Raw genomic sequence first — 14100 nt, forward strand, 5'->3', positions numbered from 1 at the left:
GCGGCAGACTATGCGGCGGGCCGTTCACCGCACCGCGCGATGAATGGTTCGCGCGCCACGCACTACAGCTGCACCGGCGTGACACCCGCGGGAATCGGCTCCGCCTGGAAGCGCGCGAGATCCTCCTCGCTGCGATGGCACAGCACCTGCGCGCCGTTGCCGAGCGTGCGCAGCGACGGGGCCGTCCGGTTGCACACGCCGTCCACGCGCATCGCGCAGCGCGACAGGAACGGACACAGCTCGGCCTCGTTCTCGCGCTCGCCGATCGACACCAGCGGCCGGTGGCAACGCTCGGCCGCATCGTCTAGCCAGCCCGCGCGCAGCTCCGGCGCGGACGACACCAGCAAGTGCGAATACGGGTGATAAGGCGGCGCGCACAGCGCGTCGCGGCTGCCCGTCTCCACGCGGTGGCCCGCATACAGCACGACGATGTCGTCGCTGATCGCGCGCACCTTCGCGATGTCGTGCGTGATGAACACGTACGACACGCCGAGCTTCGCCTGCAGGTCGCGCAACAAATCGATGATCGCGGCGCCGACGACGGTGTCGAGCGCCGACGTGACCTCGTCGCACAGGATCAGGTCGGGCTCGGCCGCGAGCGCGCGCGCGAGGTTCACGCGCTGCTTCTGCCCGCCCGACAGCTCGCCGGTACGCCGCGACGCGACCGCCGGCGGCAACCGCACGAGCTCGAGCAGCTCCGCGACGCGCTGGCGTGCACGCGCGCCCTTGATCCCGTGATAGAACGCGAGCGGCCGCGCGAGCGTGCGCTCGACGGTATGCACCGGATTGAGCGCGGTATCGGCGTTCTGGAACACGATCTGCACGCGGCGATGCTGCTCCTTCGTCCGTTTGACGATATCGCGGGCGAGCGGCTCGCCGTCGAGCAGGATCTCGCCGCCGGTCGCCGGCACGAGGCCCGCGATCACCTTCGCGAGCGTCGTCTTGCCGGAGCCCGATTCGCCGATCACGCCGACCGTCTGCCCGCGCCCGATGCGCAGGTCGACTTCATGCAGGATCACCTTCGCGGGCCAGCCGTTCGCGGCGCGGCCGCCGTAGCCGGCGATCGCGCCGCGCACGTCGAGCAGCGGCGCCGGCTCGGCCGGCGCTTGCGCCTGCGCCTGCGCATCGCGTCCGGCATCGTTCGGCGTGACCGCCGCGATCAGGCTCTGCGTGTACGGGTGCGCCGGCGCATGCAGGATCTGTTCGGTCGCGCCCGCCTCGCGGATCACGCCATCGCTCAGCACGACGATCCGGTCGGCCATCTGCGCGACCACGGCCAGGTCGTGCGACACGTACACCGCACTCATCCCGTAGCGCCGGATCACGTTCTTGAACGCCTGCAGCACGTCGATCTGCGTGGTCACGTCGAGCGCGGTGGTCGGCTCGTCGAGGATCACCAGCTCCGGATCCGTGATCAGCGCCATCGCGGCCATCAGCCGCTGCAACTGTCCGCCCGATACCTGGTGCGGATAGCGCTTGCCGATCGTCTCCGGCTCCGGCAGCGCGAGCGCGCGAAACAACTCGATCGCCTTCGCCTGCGCATCGCGCTTCGTCATCGTCCCGTGGATCAGCGCGCTCTCGATCACCTGATCGAGAATCGTGCGCGACGGGTTGAACGCGGCGGCCGCGCTCTGCGCGATATACGCGACCTTGCGGCCGCGCAGCGCGGTCAGCGCCGGTCCGGAAAGCGTGCACACGTCGGTGCCGTCGAGCTTGACCGAGCCGCCGGCGATCCGGCATCCGGCGCGCGCGTGGCCCATCAGCGACAGCGCGATCGTCGTCTTGCCGGAGCCCGATTCGCCGATCAGCGCGAGCACCTCGCCGCGCCCGATGTCGAAATCGACGCCGTGGACGATCGTCGTTTCCTCGCCGCCCGGCCGGCCGCCGACCACGCGCAGCCCGCGCACCTCGACGAGCGGGTTCGATTCGTGTCGCATCAGTGTCCTCCGGCGGCGCCGGCCGCGCCCTTGCGGCGGCCGCGATGCGGCAGGCCGTCGATCATCAGGTTGACGCCCACCGTCAGGATCGCGATCGCGACCGCGGGCATGATCGCGACGGCCGAGCCGTCGCCGAGGCTCGCGATGTTCTCGCGCACGAGCGAGCCCAGGTCCGCATACGGCGGCTGCACGCCGAGCCCGAGAAAGCTCAGGCCGCTCAGCAGCAGCACGACGAACGTGAAGCGCAGGCCGGTGTCCGCGAGCATCGGGTGGATCATGTTCGGCAGCATCTCGACGCACGCGATGTACAGCGCGCTTTCGCCGCGTGCCCTGGCCACCTGCACGAATTCGAGCGTGCTGATGTTGACGGCCAGCGCGCGCGCGATCCGGTACGAGCCCGGCATGTAGCTGACCGCGGCGGTAAGGATCAGCAGCGGCAGCGACGAGCCGAACGCGGCGACGAACATCAGCGCGAACATCTTCGACGGAATCGACGTGAGCGCGTCGAGCAGCCGGCTCATCGTCTCGTCGACCGCGCGGCCCGACACGGTCGCGAGCAGCCCGAGCGTCGTGCCGGTCACCGCGGCGAGCAGCACCGCGGCCAGCGCGAGCAGCACGGTCAGCCGCGTGCCGTACAGGATCCGGCTCAGCATGTCGCGGCCGAGGAAGTCGGAGCCGAACGGCAGCTTCGCGCTGAACGGCGCGAACACGTCGGGCGTGACGATCGCGCCGACGTCATGCGGCGCAATCAGCGGCGCGAACAGCGCGACGAACAGCATCAGGCCGGCCATCGACAGGCCGACGCGGCCGCCGGTCGTCAGGGCGATGCGCGCGGCGCGGCGCTTGCGCGGCTGGTCGGGGGCAGGCGCGGCAGGCGGCAGGCCGCCCCGCCCCAGGGGCGGATCGCCGGATGGCGGCAGCGCGCTGCTGCGTTGAACGGGTTCGATCGGTTGCATGGGCGGCATCTCGGAAGGAAGACGAAACACTCAGGTGCGCAGTCGCGGGTTCGACACGATCGAGCACAGGTCGGCGAACAGCACGAGCGTCAGGTAAGCGACGCAGAAGATCAGCGTGCACGCCTGGACCAACGGGAAATCGCGGTTGCTGACGGCGTCGACCATCAGGCTCGCGAGGCCCGGATAGTTGAAGATCGTCTCGACGACGATCACGCCGCCGAGCAGATACGACAGGCTCAGCGCGATCGCATTGGCGATCGGGCCGATCGCGTTCGGCAGCGCATGGCGCAGCACGACGCGCGCGGGGCTCGCGCCTTTCAACACGGCCATCTCGACATACGACGCGCTCAGTTGCTCGATCACCGCAGCGCGCGTCATCCGGGCCATCTGCGCGATCACGACCGCGCACAGCGTGAGCACCGGCATCGCATACGCACGCAGGAAATCGTGCAGGCTTTCGATCGGGCCGCTGTACGACAGCGCGGACAGCCAGTGCAGCTTGACCGCGAACACGAGCACGGCGACCGTCGCGATCAGGAATTCCGGCGTCGCGACGAGCGACAGCGTGCCGAGGCTGATCACGCGGTCGACCACCGACTCGCGCTTGACGGCCGCGAGGATGCCGAGCAGCAGAGCGATCGGCACCGACACGGCGGTCGTGATCGCCGCAAGCGTGAGCGACTTCGGCAGGCGCCCGCCGATCAGCTCCGACACCGGCATGTCGCCGGACAGCGACCGGCCGAAATCGCCGTGCGCGAGCCCCGCGAGCCAGTGCGCGTAACGTACGTGCGCCGGCATGTCGAGACCGAACTGCTGGCGCAGCGCGGCGACCGTCTCCGGCGTCGCCGACTGGCCGAGCGCGGCCTGCGCGGCGTCGCCCGGCAGCAGGTTCGTGATCGTGAAGATGATCGCGGACACGATCAGCAGCGTCAGCGCGGTGACCGCGATGCGCCGGCCGATCAGCCCGATGAGGATTCGGTTCATGGTGCAGCACTCCCGAAAAAACCGCGCGTGGCCGGCGCGGTGGCCCGCCCCGGCCGCGCGACGGCGGCCAGCCACAACGTCATGCGTTCCACCACACGTTCTCGGCGAACATGAAGCCCATCATCCCGCCGGTCGGGATCGAACCGAGGCCCGCGAGCCGCTTGTCGTATCCGTCGAGGAAGCTGATGAACGCCGGGATGCCGAGCCGGCCCTGCTGCGACACGATCACCTGCATGTCGCCGTACATCTGCTTGCGCTTCGCGTCGTCGGTTTCCGAACGCGCGGCGAGCAGCAGCTGGTCGAACTTCGCGTTCTTCCAGCCCGACTCGTTCCACGGTGCGTCCGACTTGAAGAATTGCGTGAACAGCACGTCGGCGCTCGAGCGCGGATTGATGTTGCCGAACGTGAGCGGGTGCTTCATCCAGTGGTTCGACCAGTAGCCGTCGGGCGACGCACGGTTGACCTGCAGGTTCAGCCCGATCTTCTGGCCGACCTGCTGCAGCAGCACGGCCATTTCGATCGACCCGTTCGCGTCGGACGTCGCATAGATCGGCGGCAGCGTCGCGCCGAGCGCGCCCGCCTTCCGGAGCAGGAATTTCGCCTTGTCCGGATCGTGCGGCCGCTGCGGCAGCGACGCGTTGAAGTAGCGGTGCCCCGGCGGAATCGGCTGATCGTTGCCGATCACCGAGTAGCCGCGAAACACCGCCGAGCGGATCTGCTCGCGATCGAACAGGTACTTCATCCCTTCGACGAAATCGGGGTTCGCGACGATCGGGTTGTCGCTGCGCATGATCAGGTCGGTGTAGAGGCCCGACTTGGTTTCCTTCAGCGCGTAGCCCGGCGTCGACGCGACCCGCTGCGTCGAGCGCGGATCGATCGCGTTGATCAGATGCACGTCGCCCGACAGCAGCGCGTTCAGGCGCGCGGCGCTGTCGCTGATGCCGATCATCTCGATCTCGTCGAGATACGGCTTGCCCGGCTTGAAGTAGCTGTCGTTGCGCACGCCGACGGTCGACACGCCCGGCTTGAACGACTTCAGCTTGTACGGGCCGCAGCCGATACCGGTCGAGAAATCGGTCGTGCCGTCCTTGACGATCACGAGCTGCGGCGTCGCGAGGATCACCGGCAGATCGGCGTTCGCGCTCGCGAGCGTCAACGTGACTTCGTCGGGGCCGGTCGCCTTCGCATCCGCGAACTGTTCGGCAAGCGTCTTGACCTTCGACGCGGTGGCCGGATTCTTGTGGCGCATCAGCGAAAACACCACGTCGGCCGGGCCGACCGGCTTGCCGTCGTGGAACGTGACGCCCTTGCGCAGCTTGATGATCCAGGTCTTCGCGTCGGTCGTCTGCAGCGATTCGGCGAGATTCATTTGCGGCGTCAGGCTCTGGTCGAGCTGCGTGAGGCCGCTGTAGAACATGAAGAAGCGGGTGTAGTCCGCGCCCGTCGAGCCCTTGGCCGGGTCGAGCGTATCGGCCGTCGAGCCGGATTCGTTCGCGACCCGGATCTTGCCGCCGCGCTTCGGCGCGGGCGCGGCGAACGCCGGCTGCGCATCCACCAGCAGCCCGCCGCCGACGGCCATCATGCCGCTCGCCGCCATGACCTTCATCATGTCGCGGCGCGTGAAGCCGCCCTTGCCGTCATTGTCGATATCGTCGCTCATCCGAACTGCTCCTGACTGTGGGAAGTGGGTCCAAGGGTCCAGCGTGGTTGTTCAATCCCGCTACGTCCGCTTGCTGGTGGCGGGCGCGACGTCGTACACATGCAATTCATTTAAGCATCGCCAAAATGCGGTTTGTCGCGATTCGGGCCGCCCGCACGATACGAATCGACCGTTTTGGGCCACCCGCGCAGCATGAATTGCTGCGTGCGCGCACGTGTCGCCGTTGGCCCGGCGGCGTGTCGCGGCGGTTGCCGAACCCGTGTCGATGCAGGAAATCGTAAGGCCGCAGCCGCCGCAGATTGCGCCGACAAAATTGCCCATTCGGCATCCGGCGCGCGTTTGGCTCACCCAAACCGCACGTTTGTATCGAATGGGCGTGGGCGTGCCGAGCGCGGTCGAAATGCGCGGCACGTTGCGGCAGATCGCCGCATGCACGGGCGTCGGCGGTGGCGGTCGCGACGGTGCGTCGCGCAGGAAAGTTCAGAAGAATGCCGCGCGATCGGAACGGCGCGGCATAAAGACCGGAAAGTGACCGGGAGACGGCCGGAGCGCCCGGAAACCGGGCTGATGGAGCGCAAGATAAATCCAAGGGGATCGGTGCAAGAAATACGGGATTCCGTGAGCCGTTGGCTGGGTTCTGAGCTACACGGTCGGCCGGAATGGTCGCGAGGCCGTGCGGAGCGAACTGAAACTGATCGTGTACAGCCGGGCCGAGAGGTAGCGCCGGCCAGGCTGTTCCAGGCATTGCGGTACAGTAGCGCCTCCCTAGGAGTACGCGCTGAGAGAGCAGCGCCCTTGCTGGTTCAGGAGAAAAAAGAATGAGCGAAAATCGATACACGTACGGTACTTAGCACAATCTGCGTCCTGTCGACGTCTTCGCCCTGGTAGCGTTCGACGAGACGCGCAAGCAGCTCGGCCTCGACGATCTGGCCGCCGCGTCGGCAATGCTGCTCGGTCAGGGTGATGTCCCTGTCCCTGGCAAGGTGGCCGGAGCTACGCCGGGCACTTCCGTCACCTCGCTTGCCGCCCGCAAGCTGTTTCCCCAGACGCTGCCGTTTCGCTTGCCGATGATCACGGGTGTCGGGTTGTCGGGTATACGGATCTCGTTCACCCACCGCCTCGGTGCTTGGGTCGGCAGAACGATTCCCATCGTAGGCGAGGTGTTCCTGGCACGCGATGCCTACCTGATCATGCGCAACACCGTGACGACCTACAACCGACTTGTGAAGCCCGAAGACAGGGTACTCTGAGCCATGAACGACGATACCTGGGAACGTTTTGAAGCCTTTGCTCGCAAGGAGCTTGGCCGGCCGCTGTTCGGCAAGCTGAATCTCCAGCCGGAAACGCGGCTCGAGGAGGATCTCGGCGTGACTGGCCTTGACGGCGTCGAGTTTATCGACAACTGGGCCAAAACATTCAACGTCGACGCCGATGGATTCCCGTACCGGCGCTATTTCGGCCCCGAAGGTCAGGAACTGCTGTCGTCCCTCATCGGGCTGTTCGTAAAGCGGCTCCGGCCGCCGAAGCGTCACCCGTTGACCCTGGGCATGCTGGTCGAGGCAACGCGACGCGGGAAGTGGGACACGGACGCGATCGAGGCTGCTGCAGCGAAGTGATCGCATTTTGCGGCGTCGCGGCCGTCACCGGCACGCTAACGCGCCGCGCGGGCTCACGCCGACGTGGCGAACAATGTACCGTCCTCAGGCGGCCGGCACACGATCGTCAGGCCGCCAGCCGGAATACCGATACGGCGGCCCGCAGGCGCGCGGCCTGCTCGTCCAGCGACGAGGCGGCGGCCGCCGCCTGCTCGACGAGCGCGGCGTTCTGCTGGGTGACTTCGTCCATTTGCGCGACGGCCAGCCCGATCTGTTCGATGCCGGTGCTTTGCTCGGCCGATGCCGCCGAAATCTCGCCCATGATGTCGGCCACCCGGTCGATCGACCGGACGATCTCCGTCATGCGCTCACCGGCCGTCTCGACGAGCCGGCTGCCGCTGCCGGCCCGCTCGACCGACGCGTCGATCAATCCCTTGATGTCCTTCGCGGCCGCGGCGCTGCGTTGCGCGAGCGAGCGGACTTCCGATGCGACGACGGCGAACCCGCGCCCCTCCTCGCCGGCCCGCGCGGCTTCCACCGCGGCGTTGAGCGCGAGAATGTTGGTCTGGAATGCGATGCTTTCGATGACGACGGTAATGTCGGCGATCCGCACCGATCCGTCCGAAATCTGCCGCATCGTTTCGACGACCGCCTGCACGGCGGCGCCGCCGAGTTCGGTCGCATCCTTCGCCTGGGCCACGAGCGCATTCGCCTGGCGTGCGTTGTCGGCATTCTGTTTGACCGTGGACGTGATCTGCTCCATGCTCGCGGCCGTTTCCTGCAGCGACGCGGCCTGCTGCTCCGTGCGCTGCGACAGATCCAGGTTGCCTTGCGCGATCTCGCCGGTGCCGGTGGCGATCGAGTGGGTCGTGGTCTGGATCTCGGCGATGGTGTCGGTCAGCCGCGCCTTCATGTCGCCCAGCGCGACGAGCAGGCTGCCTGGCGCGGCGTGCGCCGTATCGAACTGCACGTCCAGCTCGCCGGCGGCGATACGGGCGGCGATCTGCGTCGCATGCGCGGGCTCGCCGCCGAGCGTCCGCCTGACGCTGCGCAGCACGCCCCATGCGATGGCCGCGAGCGCTGCGGCGATGACGAGCGCGACGGCGCCCAGCACCGTCGCGAGCCGGGTAAACGCCGCATTGATGTCGTCGTAGAAAAATCCCGTGCCGATCCACCAGTTCCAGTCGGGAATCGCGACCACGCCCTGGAGTTTCGGCTCCAGGTCCGCATCGGGGCTGCGCTTGACCAGCACGTCGACGAGCGCGAAATGCGACTGCGCCATCCCTGCGCGGTACGCCTCGCTGTCGGTCAGGCCGCTGGTCGTGCGGTTGCCTTTCGCGCGCGTGCCGATGAATTTCGCGTTCGGGTGCACGAGATTGACGCCGTCGGACGTCGTGACCCAGAAGTAGCTCTTCGAATTTGCGTTGAGCGCCGACAATGCGGCCTTGGCCTGCTGCTGCGCCTGCTCCTGCGTGAGCGTGCCGTTGGTCTGCATCGCGCGATACGAATCGACCAGATGCTCGGCCTTGGTCAGCAGAATGACGACCTCTTCGCGGCGGCTGTCGATCAGCGCGTCGCGCAGCGTATGCAGCGACAACGCGGCGAGCAGAACGACGCCGAGCAGCGCCGCGACGACGAGCATCAGCAGTTTCGTGGACAACTTCATGCGGGGGCCTCGCAATATTAACCGTTCGGTACATATATCGGCCCGGGCGGGCCGGCCTTGAACGATTCAATATCGGTAATTACCCTCGCTTCGTGCGCTGAACGAACGCGCGACGAGACGCGACGGGCCTCGGCGGCATCGCGGCCGCGTCCCGTCGCGCGTTCGATGGATCTGCCGGCGCCGGCGGCTTACAGGCCGAGCTGCGTCGCGAGATGGCCGATGTCCGACACTTCGTAATAGTTGTAGAACGGCGTGCCCGGCTCGTGGCCGCGGTTCACGAACGCCTTGTGCTTGATCCCGAGATCCTCGGCCGTCATCAGGTCGTAGCGCAGGCTCGACGACACGTGCAGCACGTCCTCCGGCTTGCAGCCGAGCTTGTCGAACATGTATTCGAAGCCCTGCATCCGCGGCTTGTACGATTGCGCCTGCTGCGCGGTGAACACGGCATGGAACGGTGCGCCGAGCTTGTCGACGTTGCTCATGATCTGCTCGTCCATCGCGTTCGACAGGATCACGAGCTTGTACTTCGACGCCAGCCGCGACAGCCCGGCCGGCACGTCCGGGTGCGGGCCCCACGTCGGCACCGCCAGATAGAAGCGCTCGGCCTCGGCTTCGTCGAACTTCACGCCGATCCGCGCGCAGGTGCGGCGGACCGCGTTGACGACGACGTCGCGGTACGGCTTCCACGCGCCGAGCACCTCGTCGAGCCGATAGGCGGCGAACGCGCGCACGAATGCCTCCATCGCGGCCGGCGTCAGCCGGTCCGCATAGATTTCGCGCGCCGTCTCGGCCATCCGGAAATGGGTCAGCGTGCCGTAGCAGTCGAAGGTGATGTACTTCGGTTCAAACTGGATCATGGTGACGTCCTGTCGGTGTGAAGCCCCGGCAGGGCCGGGGGCGGGCTGGGTTGTACGAAATTGAATCAGGGCAAAAAGTCGTTCGCGCGTCGTTCGGCGCCGCTCAAAACGCAGAATCGCCGCGTGTTGCGCGGCACATGCAGCACGATCTGCGGTGCGATCCGGCGGGCGCCGCGGAGCCGGTCGATGGGCGCCGCGCCACCGCGGCCGGCTCGCCTGCCGGTGAGACCCTTCGGCAGGCGGCACTGCCGCCGTGTATTCATCGTAGCGGCATTCCCACAGCACGAATGGTCGGATCGACCGGCCGCGCCGGCACGATCCGCGCGTTCGTGCGCGCCGATCGCGCGGATTTGCGTCGATCGTGCGCCAGCGCCCGCCGGCGCCGGAAAACAGGCGAATCGTCCTATCCGCGCCGCCACCGCGCTGGCAGAGTGAACGAGTCATTTCCACCCATCCGGAGTCCGGCGTGTCCGACCTCAATCCTTCCCGCACGCTTACCTATCGCCCGTTCGCCGAAACGGACCTGCCCGCCGCGCATCGTCTGTCGGAGGCCGTCAAGTGGCCGCACCGGCTCGACGACTGGCGCTTCGTGTTCCAGCTCGGCGGCGGCTTCGTCGCCGAAGACGAAACCGGCGTCGTCGGCACCGCGCTCGGCTGGCGCTTCGGCGAATCGCACGCGTCGCTCGGCATGGTCATCGTGTCCCCCGAGCGCCAGGGCCGCGGCATCGGGCGCGAGTTGATGACCCGCGTGGTCGACAGCCTCGACACGCGAACCATCTTTCTGCATGCGACGCCGGCGGGCGAGCCGCTGTACGCGAAATTCGGATTCGACGTGATCGATACGATCGATCAGCACCAGGGCGCCGCGTTCCAGCCTCCGCTGATCTCGCTGCCGCCCGGCGAGCGCCTGCGCCCGCTCGGCACCAACGACGGGCCGCGCCTCGCCGCGCTCGCGTCGCGCGCCGCCGGCTACGAACGCGGCGCGGTGATCGATGCGCTGCTCGACGTCGCGAACGGGATCGCGCTCGACCGCGACGGCGAGTTGCTCGGCTTCGCGCTGTTCCGCCGGTTCGGCCGCGGCCACGTGATCGGCCCGGTGGTCGCACCCGATGCACTGCGCGCGCAAGCGCTGATCAGCCACTGGCTCGCGCTGAACGAGGGCATGTTCGTGCGGCTCGACGTGCCGGGCGACAGCGGGCTGTCCGACTGGCTGCAGGGGCTCGGGCTGCCGCGCGTCGACACCGTCGTCGCGATGGCGCGCGGCGCAACGCCCGCGCGTGACCCGGCGCTGCGCACGTACGCGATCGTGAACCAGGCGCTCGGTTGACAGGACGCACGATGAGCTTTCTCTACAAGGCCGACCCGGTGCGCGGCGCGCAGTGGGCGGCGCGCTTCGCGCAACAGGCGCCCGATCTGCCGTTCCGGATCTGGCCGGACCTCGGCGACGCCGAAGCCGTCCGCTATCTCGCCGCATGGCAGCCGCCGGACGATCCCGTCGCGTTGCTGCCGAACCTCGAAGTCGTGTTCTCGGTCGGCGCCGGCATCGACCAGTTCGACCTGTCGCGCGTGCCTTCGCACATCCCCGTCGTGCGGATGATCGAGCCGGGCATCGTCGAAGGGATGGTCGAATACGTGACGCAGGCCGTGCTGACGATCCATCGCGACCTGTTCGACTATGCGGCCCAGCAGCGCGACCAGGTGTGGCGCGAGCATCCCGTGCGCGCGGCCGCGTCGCGGCGCGTCGGCGTGCTCGGGCTCGGCACGCTCGGCCAGGCCGTGCTCGACACGCTGCGGCGCTTCGGTTTCCCGTGCGCCGGCTGGAGCCGCACCCCGCGCACGCTCGACGGCGTCGACTGCTACGCGGGCGACGCGGCGCTCGACGCGTTCCTCGCCCGCACCGACATCCTGATCTGCCTGCTGCCGCTGACCGACAGCACGCGCGGCCTGCTCGGCGCGCGCGTGTTCGATGCGCTGCCGGCCGGCGCGTCGCTCGTGCAGGTCGGGCGCGGCCCGCAACTGGATTCGGCGGCGCTGCTCGCGGCGCTCGCGAGCGGCCGCCTCGACAGCGCGATCCTCGACGTGACGGATCCCGAACCGCTGCCGGCCGGCCATCCGTTCTGGACGCACCCGCGCATTCGCATCACGCCGCACATCGCCAGCGCGACGCGGCCCGACACCGCGGTCGACGCGGTGCTCGCGAACCTCGCCCGCCATCGCGCGGGCCAGCCGATGATCGGCGTCGTCGATCGCACGCGCGGCTATTGACCCGACGCGCGCCCGGCCCGCCGGGCGCGCAGCAGAAAATGCCGAAGCGCCCCGTGCAAACGCCGCGTGCGTACGTTTCGGGCCGCAAATTGAAGACGCATGCGGATTTCTCGCCCGTTAGCATGAACTCACCGCTGACACCCGACGAGAGTCCTGCCCTCCATGAACCAAGCCGCGCTGATCGAAGCCGATCGTCAACACCTGATCCACCCCGTCGTCAATTACCGTGCGCACGAGGCGCGCGGCGTCACCGTGCTGGAATCCGCGGACGGCGTGTTCCTGCGCGACGCCGCGGGCCACACGCTGCTCGACGCGTTCTCGGGCCTGTGGTGCGTGAACGTCGGCTACGGCCGCGACAGCATCGTGAAAGCCGCCGCCGACCAGTTGGCGAAGCTGCCCTACGCGACCGGTTATTTCCATTTTGGCTCGCAGCCGGCGATCGAGCTCGCCGAGCGGCTCGCCGCGCTGGCGCCGCCGTCGCTGAACCGCGTGTACTTCACGCTCGGCGGCTCGGACGCGGTCGATTCCGCGATCCGTTTCATCACGCACTATTTCAACGCGACCGGCCGCCCGTCGAAGAAGCAGATGATCGCGCTGGAACGCGGCTATCACGGCTCGTCGTCGATCGGCGCCGGGCTCACCGCGCTGCCCGCGTTCCACCGTCATTTCGACCTGCCGCGCGCGGACCAGCACCATATTCCGTCGCCCTACCCGTACCGCCATCCGCTCGGCGACGATCCGCAGGCGCTGATCGCCGCGTCGGTCGCCGCGCTCGAGGCGAAGGTCGCCGAACTCGGCGCGGACAACGTCGCCGCATTCTTCTGCGAGCCGGTGCAAGGCTCGGGCGGCGTGATCGTGCCGCCAGTCGGCTGGCTGAAGGCGATGCGCGACGCGTGCCGGCGCCTCGGCATCCTGTTCGTCGCCGACGAGGTGATCACCGGCTTCGGCCGCACGGGCCCGCTGTTCGCATGCGAGGCCGAACAGGTCGATCCGGACCTGATGACCGTCGCGAAGGGACTGACCGCCGGCTATGCGCCGATGGGCGCGGTGCTGATGTCCGACGAAATCTACGAAGGGATCGCGGGCAATCGCGCCGATTCGCCGGTGGTCGGGCACGGTCACACGTATTCCGCGCATCCGGTGAGCGCGGCGATCGGCCTCGAGGTGCTGAAGCTCTATCACGAAGGCGGGCTGCTCGCGAACGGCCAGGCGATGGCACCGCGCTTCTCGGCCGGGCTCGATGCGCTGCGCGCGCATCCGCTCGTGGGCGACGCACGCTCGATCGGCCTGCTCGGCGCGCTCGAACTGGTGACCGACAAGGCGCGCAAGACGCGCTTCGACCCGGCGCTGAACGTGCCGGACAAGATCGCGGCCGCCGCGTACGCGAACGGCGTGGTGTTCCGCGCGTTCGGCGACGGCGTGCTCGGCTTCGCGCCGGCGCTGAGCTTCACCGCGGGCGAATTCGACCTGCTGTTCGAACGCGTGCGCAAGACGCTCGACGACGTGCTGGCCGACGCCGGCGTGCAGCGCGCGCTCGACGCCGCGCATGCGCAGCCGGCCTGACGGGCCAAGGGAAAGCCGGGCTTGTGGTGGCCATCGTTCGACTCTAAAGTAACCGGACATTCCATTTTTCCGACTCACGTGAACATGACGGACAGCAAGCTGGATCGCATCGACCTGCGCATCCTCTCCCAGTTGCAGAAGCGCGGCCGCATGACCAACGTCGAACTGGCCGATGCGGTCGGGCTGTCGCCCAGTCCATGCCTGATCCGCGTGAAGCGGCTCGAGAAGGCCGGCTACATCGGCGGCTACGGCGCGCACATCCAGCTCGAGAAACTCGGCGACGTGCAGGTCGTGTTTACCGAGGTCACGCTGGCCGACCACCGCCGCGAGGATTTCGACCGGTTCGTCGCGGCGATCCGCAACGTCGACGAGATCGTCGAATGCCACCTCGCGAGCGGCGGCTACGACTATCTGCTGAAGTTCATCACGCGCAGCGTGAGCCATTACCAGACGATCGTCGAAGGCCTGCTCGAGCAGAACATCGGCATCGAGAAGTATTTCAGTTACGTGATCATCAAATCGCCGTTCGTCAAACGGCACTATCCGCTCGAATCGCTGTTCGGCGAACGTCACTGACGCACGGCCGCGTCACCCCGGCACGCGACAGCCCGCTGTTC

The 14100-nt window shown here is 68.0% G+C and carries 13 protein-coding genes; 7 read left to right on the forward strand and 6 right to left on the reverse strand.

The genetic code is table 11. The features are described 5' to 3' along the window. Positions 1–62: 62 nt before the first annotated feature. The 4 genes from CFB52_RS32735 to CFB52_RS32750 form a co-directional block, all read right to left on the reverse strand. Positions 63–1937 carry an ABC transporter ATP-binding protein gene (locus CFB52_RS32735; protein WP_099318479.1) on the reverse strand — a complete coding sequence of 625 codons (1875 nt, stop codon included), beginning with the start codon at positions 1935–1937 and terminating at the stop codon, positions 63–65. Further along, the gene (locus CFB52_RS32740) at positions 1937–2893 is read right to left on the reverse strand and encodes an ABC transporter permease (protein ID WP_099318480.1); all 957 of its coding nucleotides are present in this window, start codon (positions 2891–2893) and stop codon (positions 1937–1939) included. The genes CFB52_RS32735 and CFB52_RS32740 overlap by 1 nt, the downstream gene beginning before the upstream one ends. A gap of 30 nt (positions 2894–2923) precedes the next feature. Continuing rightward, positions 2924–3877 (reverse strand): ABC transporter permease, encoded by a 954-nt coding sequence (locus CFB52_RS32745; RefSeq protein ID WP_059577929.1) that lies wholly within the window; start codon positions 3875–3877, stop codon positions 2924–2926. Between the two features lie 79 nt (positions 3878–3956). Beyond that, the gene (locus tag CFB52_RS32750; protein WP_099318481.1) at positions 3957–5537 is read right to left on the reverse strand and encodes an ABC transporter substrate-binding protein; all 1581 of its coding nucleotides are present in this window, start codon (positions 5535–5537) and stop codon (positions 3957–3959) included. A gap of 265 nt (positions 5538–5802) precedes the next feature. Between CFB52_RS32750 and CFB52_RS34900 the strand changes: the two genes are divergently transcribed. The 3 genes from CFB52_RS34900 (at position 5803) to CFB52_RS32765 (ending at position 7153) form a co-directional block, all read left to right on the forward strand. Beyond that, positions 5803–6069: a hypothetical protein gene (locus CFB52_RS34900; protein WP_180278298.1), complete on the forward strand. Its 267-nt coding sequence runs from the start codon at positions 5803–5805 to the stop codon at positions 6067–6069. Positions 6070–6394: 325 nt separating this feature from the next. Then, positions 6395–6787, forward strand: a complete 393-nt coding sequence (locus tag CFB52_RS34480) for an STM2901 family protein (RefSeq protein WP_373680985.1) — start codon at positions 6395–6397, stop codon at positions 6785–6787. Positions 6788–6790: 3 nt separating this feature from the next. Further along, on the forward strand, positions 6791–7153 hold the full coding sequence (locus CFB52_RS32765; RefSeq protein ID WP_059577921.1) for a DUF1493 family protein: 363 nt from the start codon (positions 6791–6793) through the stop codon (positions 7151–7153). Between the two features lie 106 nt (positions 7154–7259). Here CFB52_RS32765 and CFB52_RS32770 read toward each other — a convergent pair whose 3' ends face one another. Both CFB52_RS32770 and CFB52_RS32775 read right to left on the reverse strand, forming a co-directional pair. Beyond that, complete coding sequence (locus CFB52_RS32770; RefSeq protein ID WP_099318483.1) at positions 7260–8798, reverse strand: methyl-accepting chemotaxis protein; 1539 nt, start codon at positions 8796–8798, stop codon at positions 7260–7262. A gap of 188 nt (positions 8799–8986) precedes the next feature. Continuing rightward, the gene (locus CFB52_RS32775) at positions 8987–9655 is read right to left on the reverse strand and encodes a haloacid dehalogenase type II (protein WP_059577915.1); all 669 of its coding nucleotides are present in this window, start codon (positions 9653–9655) and stop codon (positions 8987–8989) included. A 466-nt stretch (positions 9656–10121) separates the two neighbouring features. On the opposite strand from CFB52_RS32775, the gene CFB52_RS32785 reads away from it, so the two are divergent. The 4 genes from CFB52_RS32785 to CFB52_RS32800 all read left to right on the forward strand — a co-directional run bounded on the left by CFB52_RS32785 (position 10122) and on the right by CFB52_RS32800 (position 14059). Continuing rightward, positions 10122–10982 carry a GNAT family N-acetyltransferase gene (locus CFB52_RS32785; RefSeq protein WP_099318485.1) on the forward strand — a complete coding sequence of 287 codons (861 nt, stop codon included), beginning with the start codon at positions 10122–10124 and terminating at the stop codon, positions 10980–10982. Between the two features lie 11 nt (positions 10983–10993). Next, positions 10994–11920, forward strand: a complete 927-nt coding sequence (locus CFB52_RS32790; protein ID WP_059577909.1) for a glyoxylate/hydroxypyruvate reductase A — start codon at positions 10994–10996, stop codon at positions 11918–11920. Between the two features lie 162 nt (positions 11921–12082). Continuing rightward, the gene (locus CFB52_RS32795) at positions 12083–13483 is read left to right on the forward strand and encodes an aspartate aminotransferase family protein (protein WP_099318486.1); all 1401 of its coding nucleotides are present in this window, start codon (positions 12083–12085) and stop codon (positions 13481–13483) included. 84 nt (positions 13484–13567) lie between these two features. After that, positions 13568–14059, forward strand: a complete 492-nt coding sequence (locus tag CFB52_RS32800) for an Lrp/AsnC family transcriptional regulator (protein ID WP_006749694.1) — start codon at positions 13568–13570, stop codon at positions 14057–14059. Positions 14060–14100: the final 41 nt, after the last annotated feature.

This window comes from Burkholderia sp. AU18528 (genome assembly GCF_002223215.2).
Classification (GTDB): domain Bacteria; phylum Pseudomonadota; class Gammaproteobacteria; order Burkholderiales; family Burkholderiaceae; genus Burkholderia; species Burkholderia semiarida.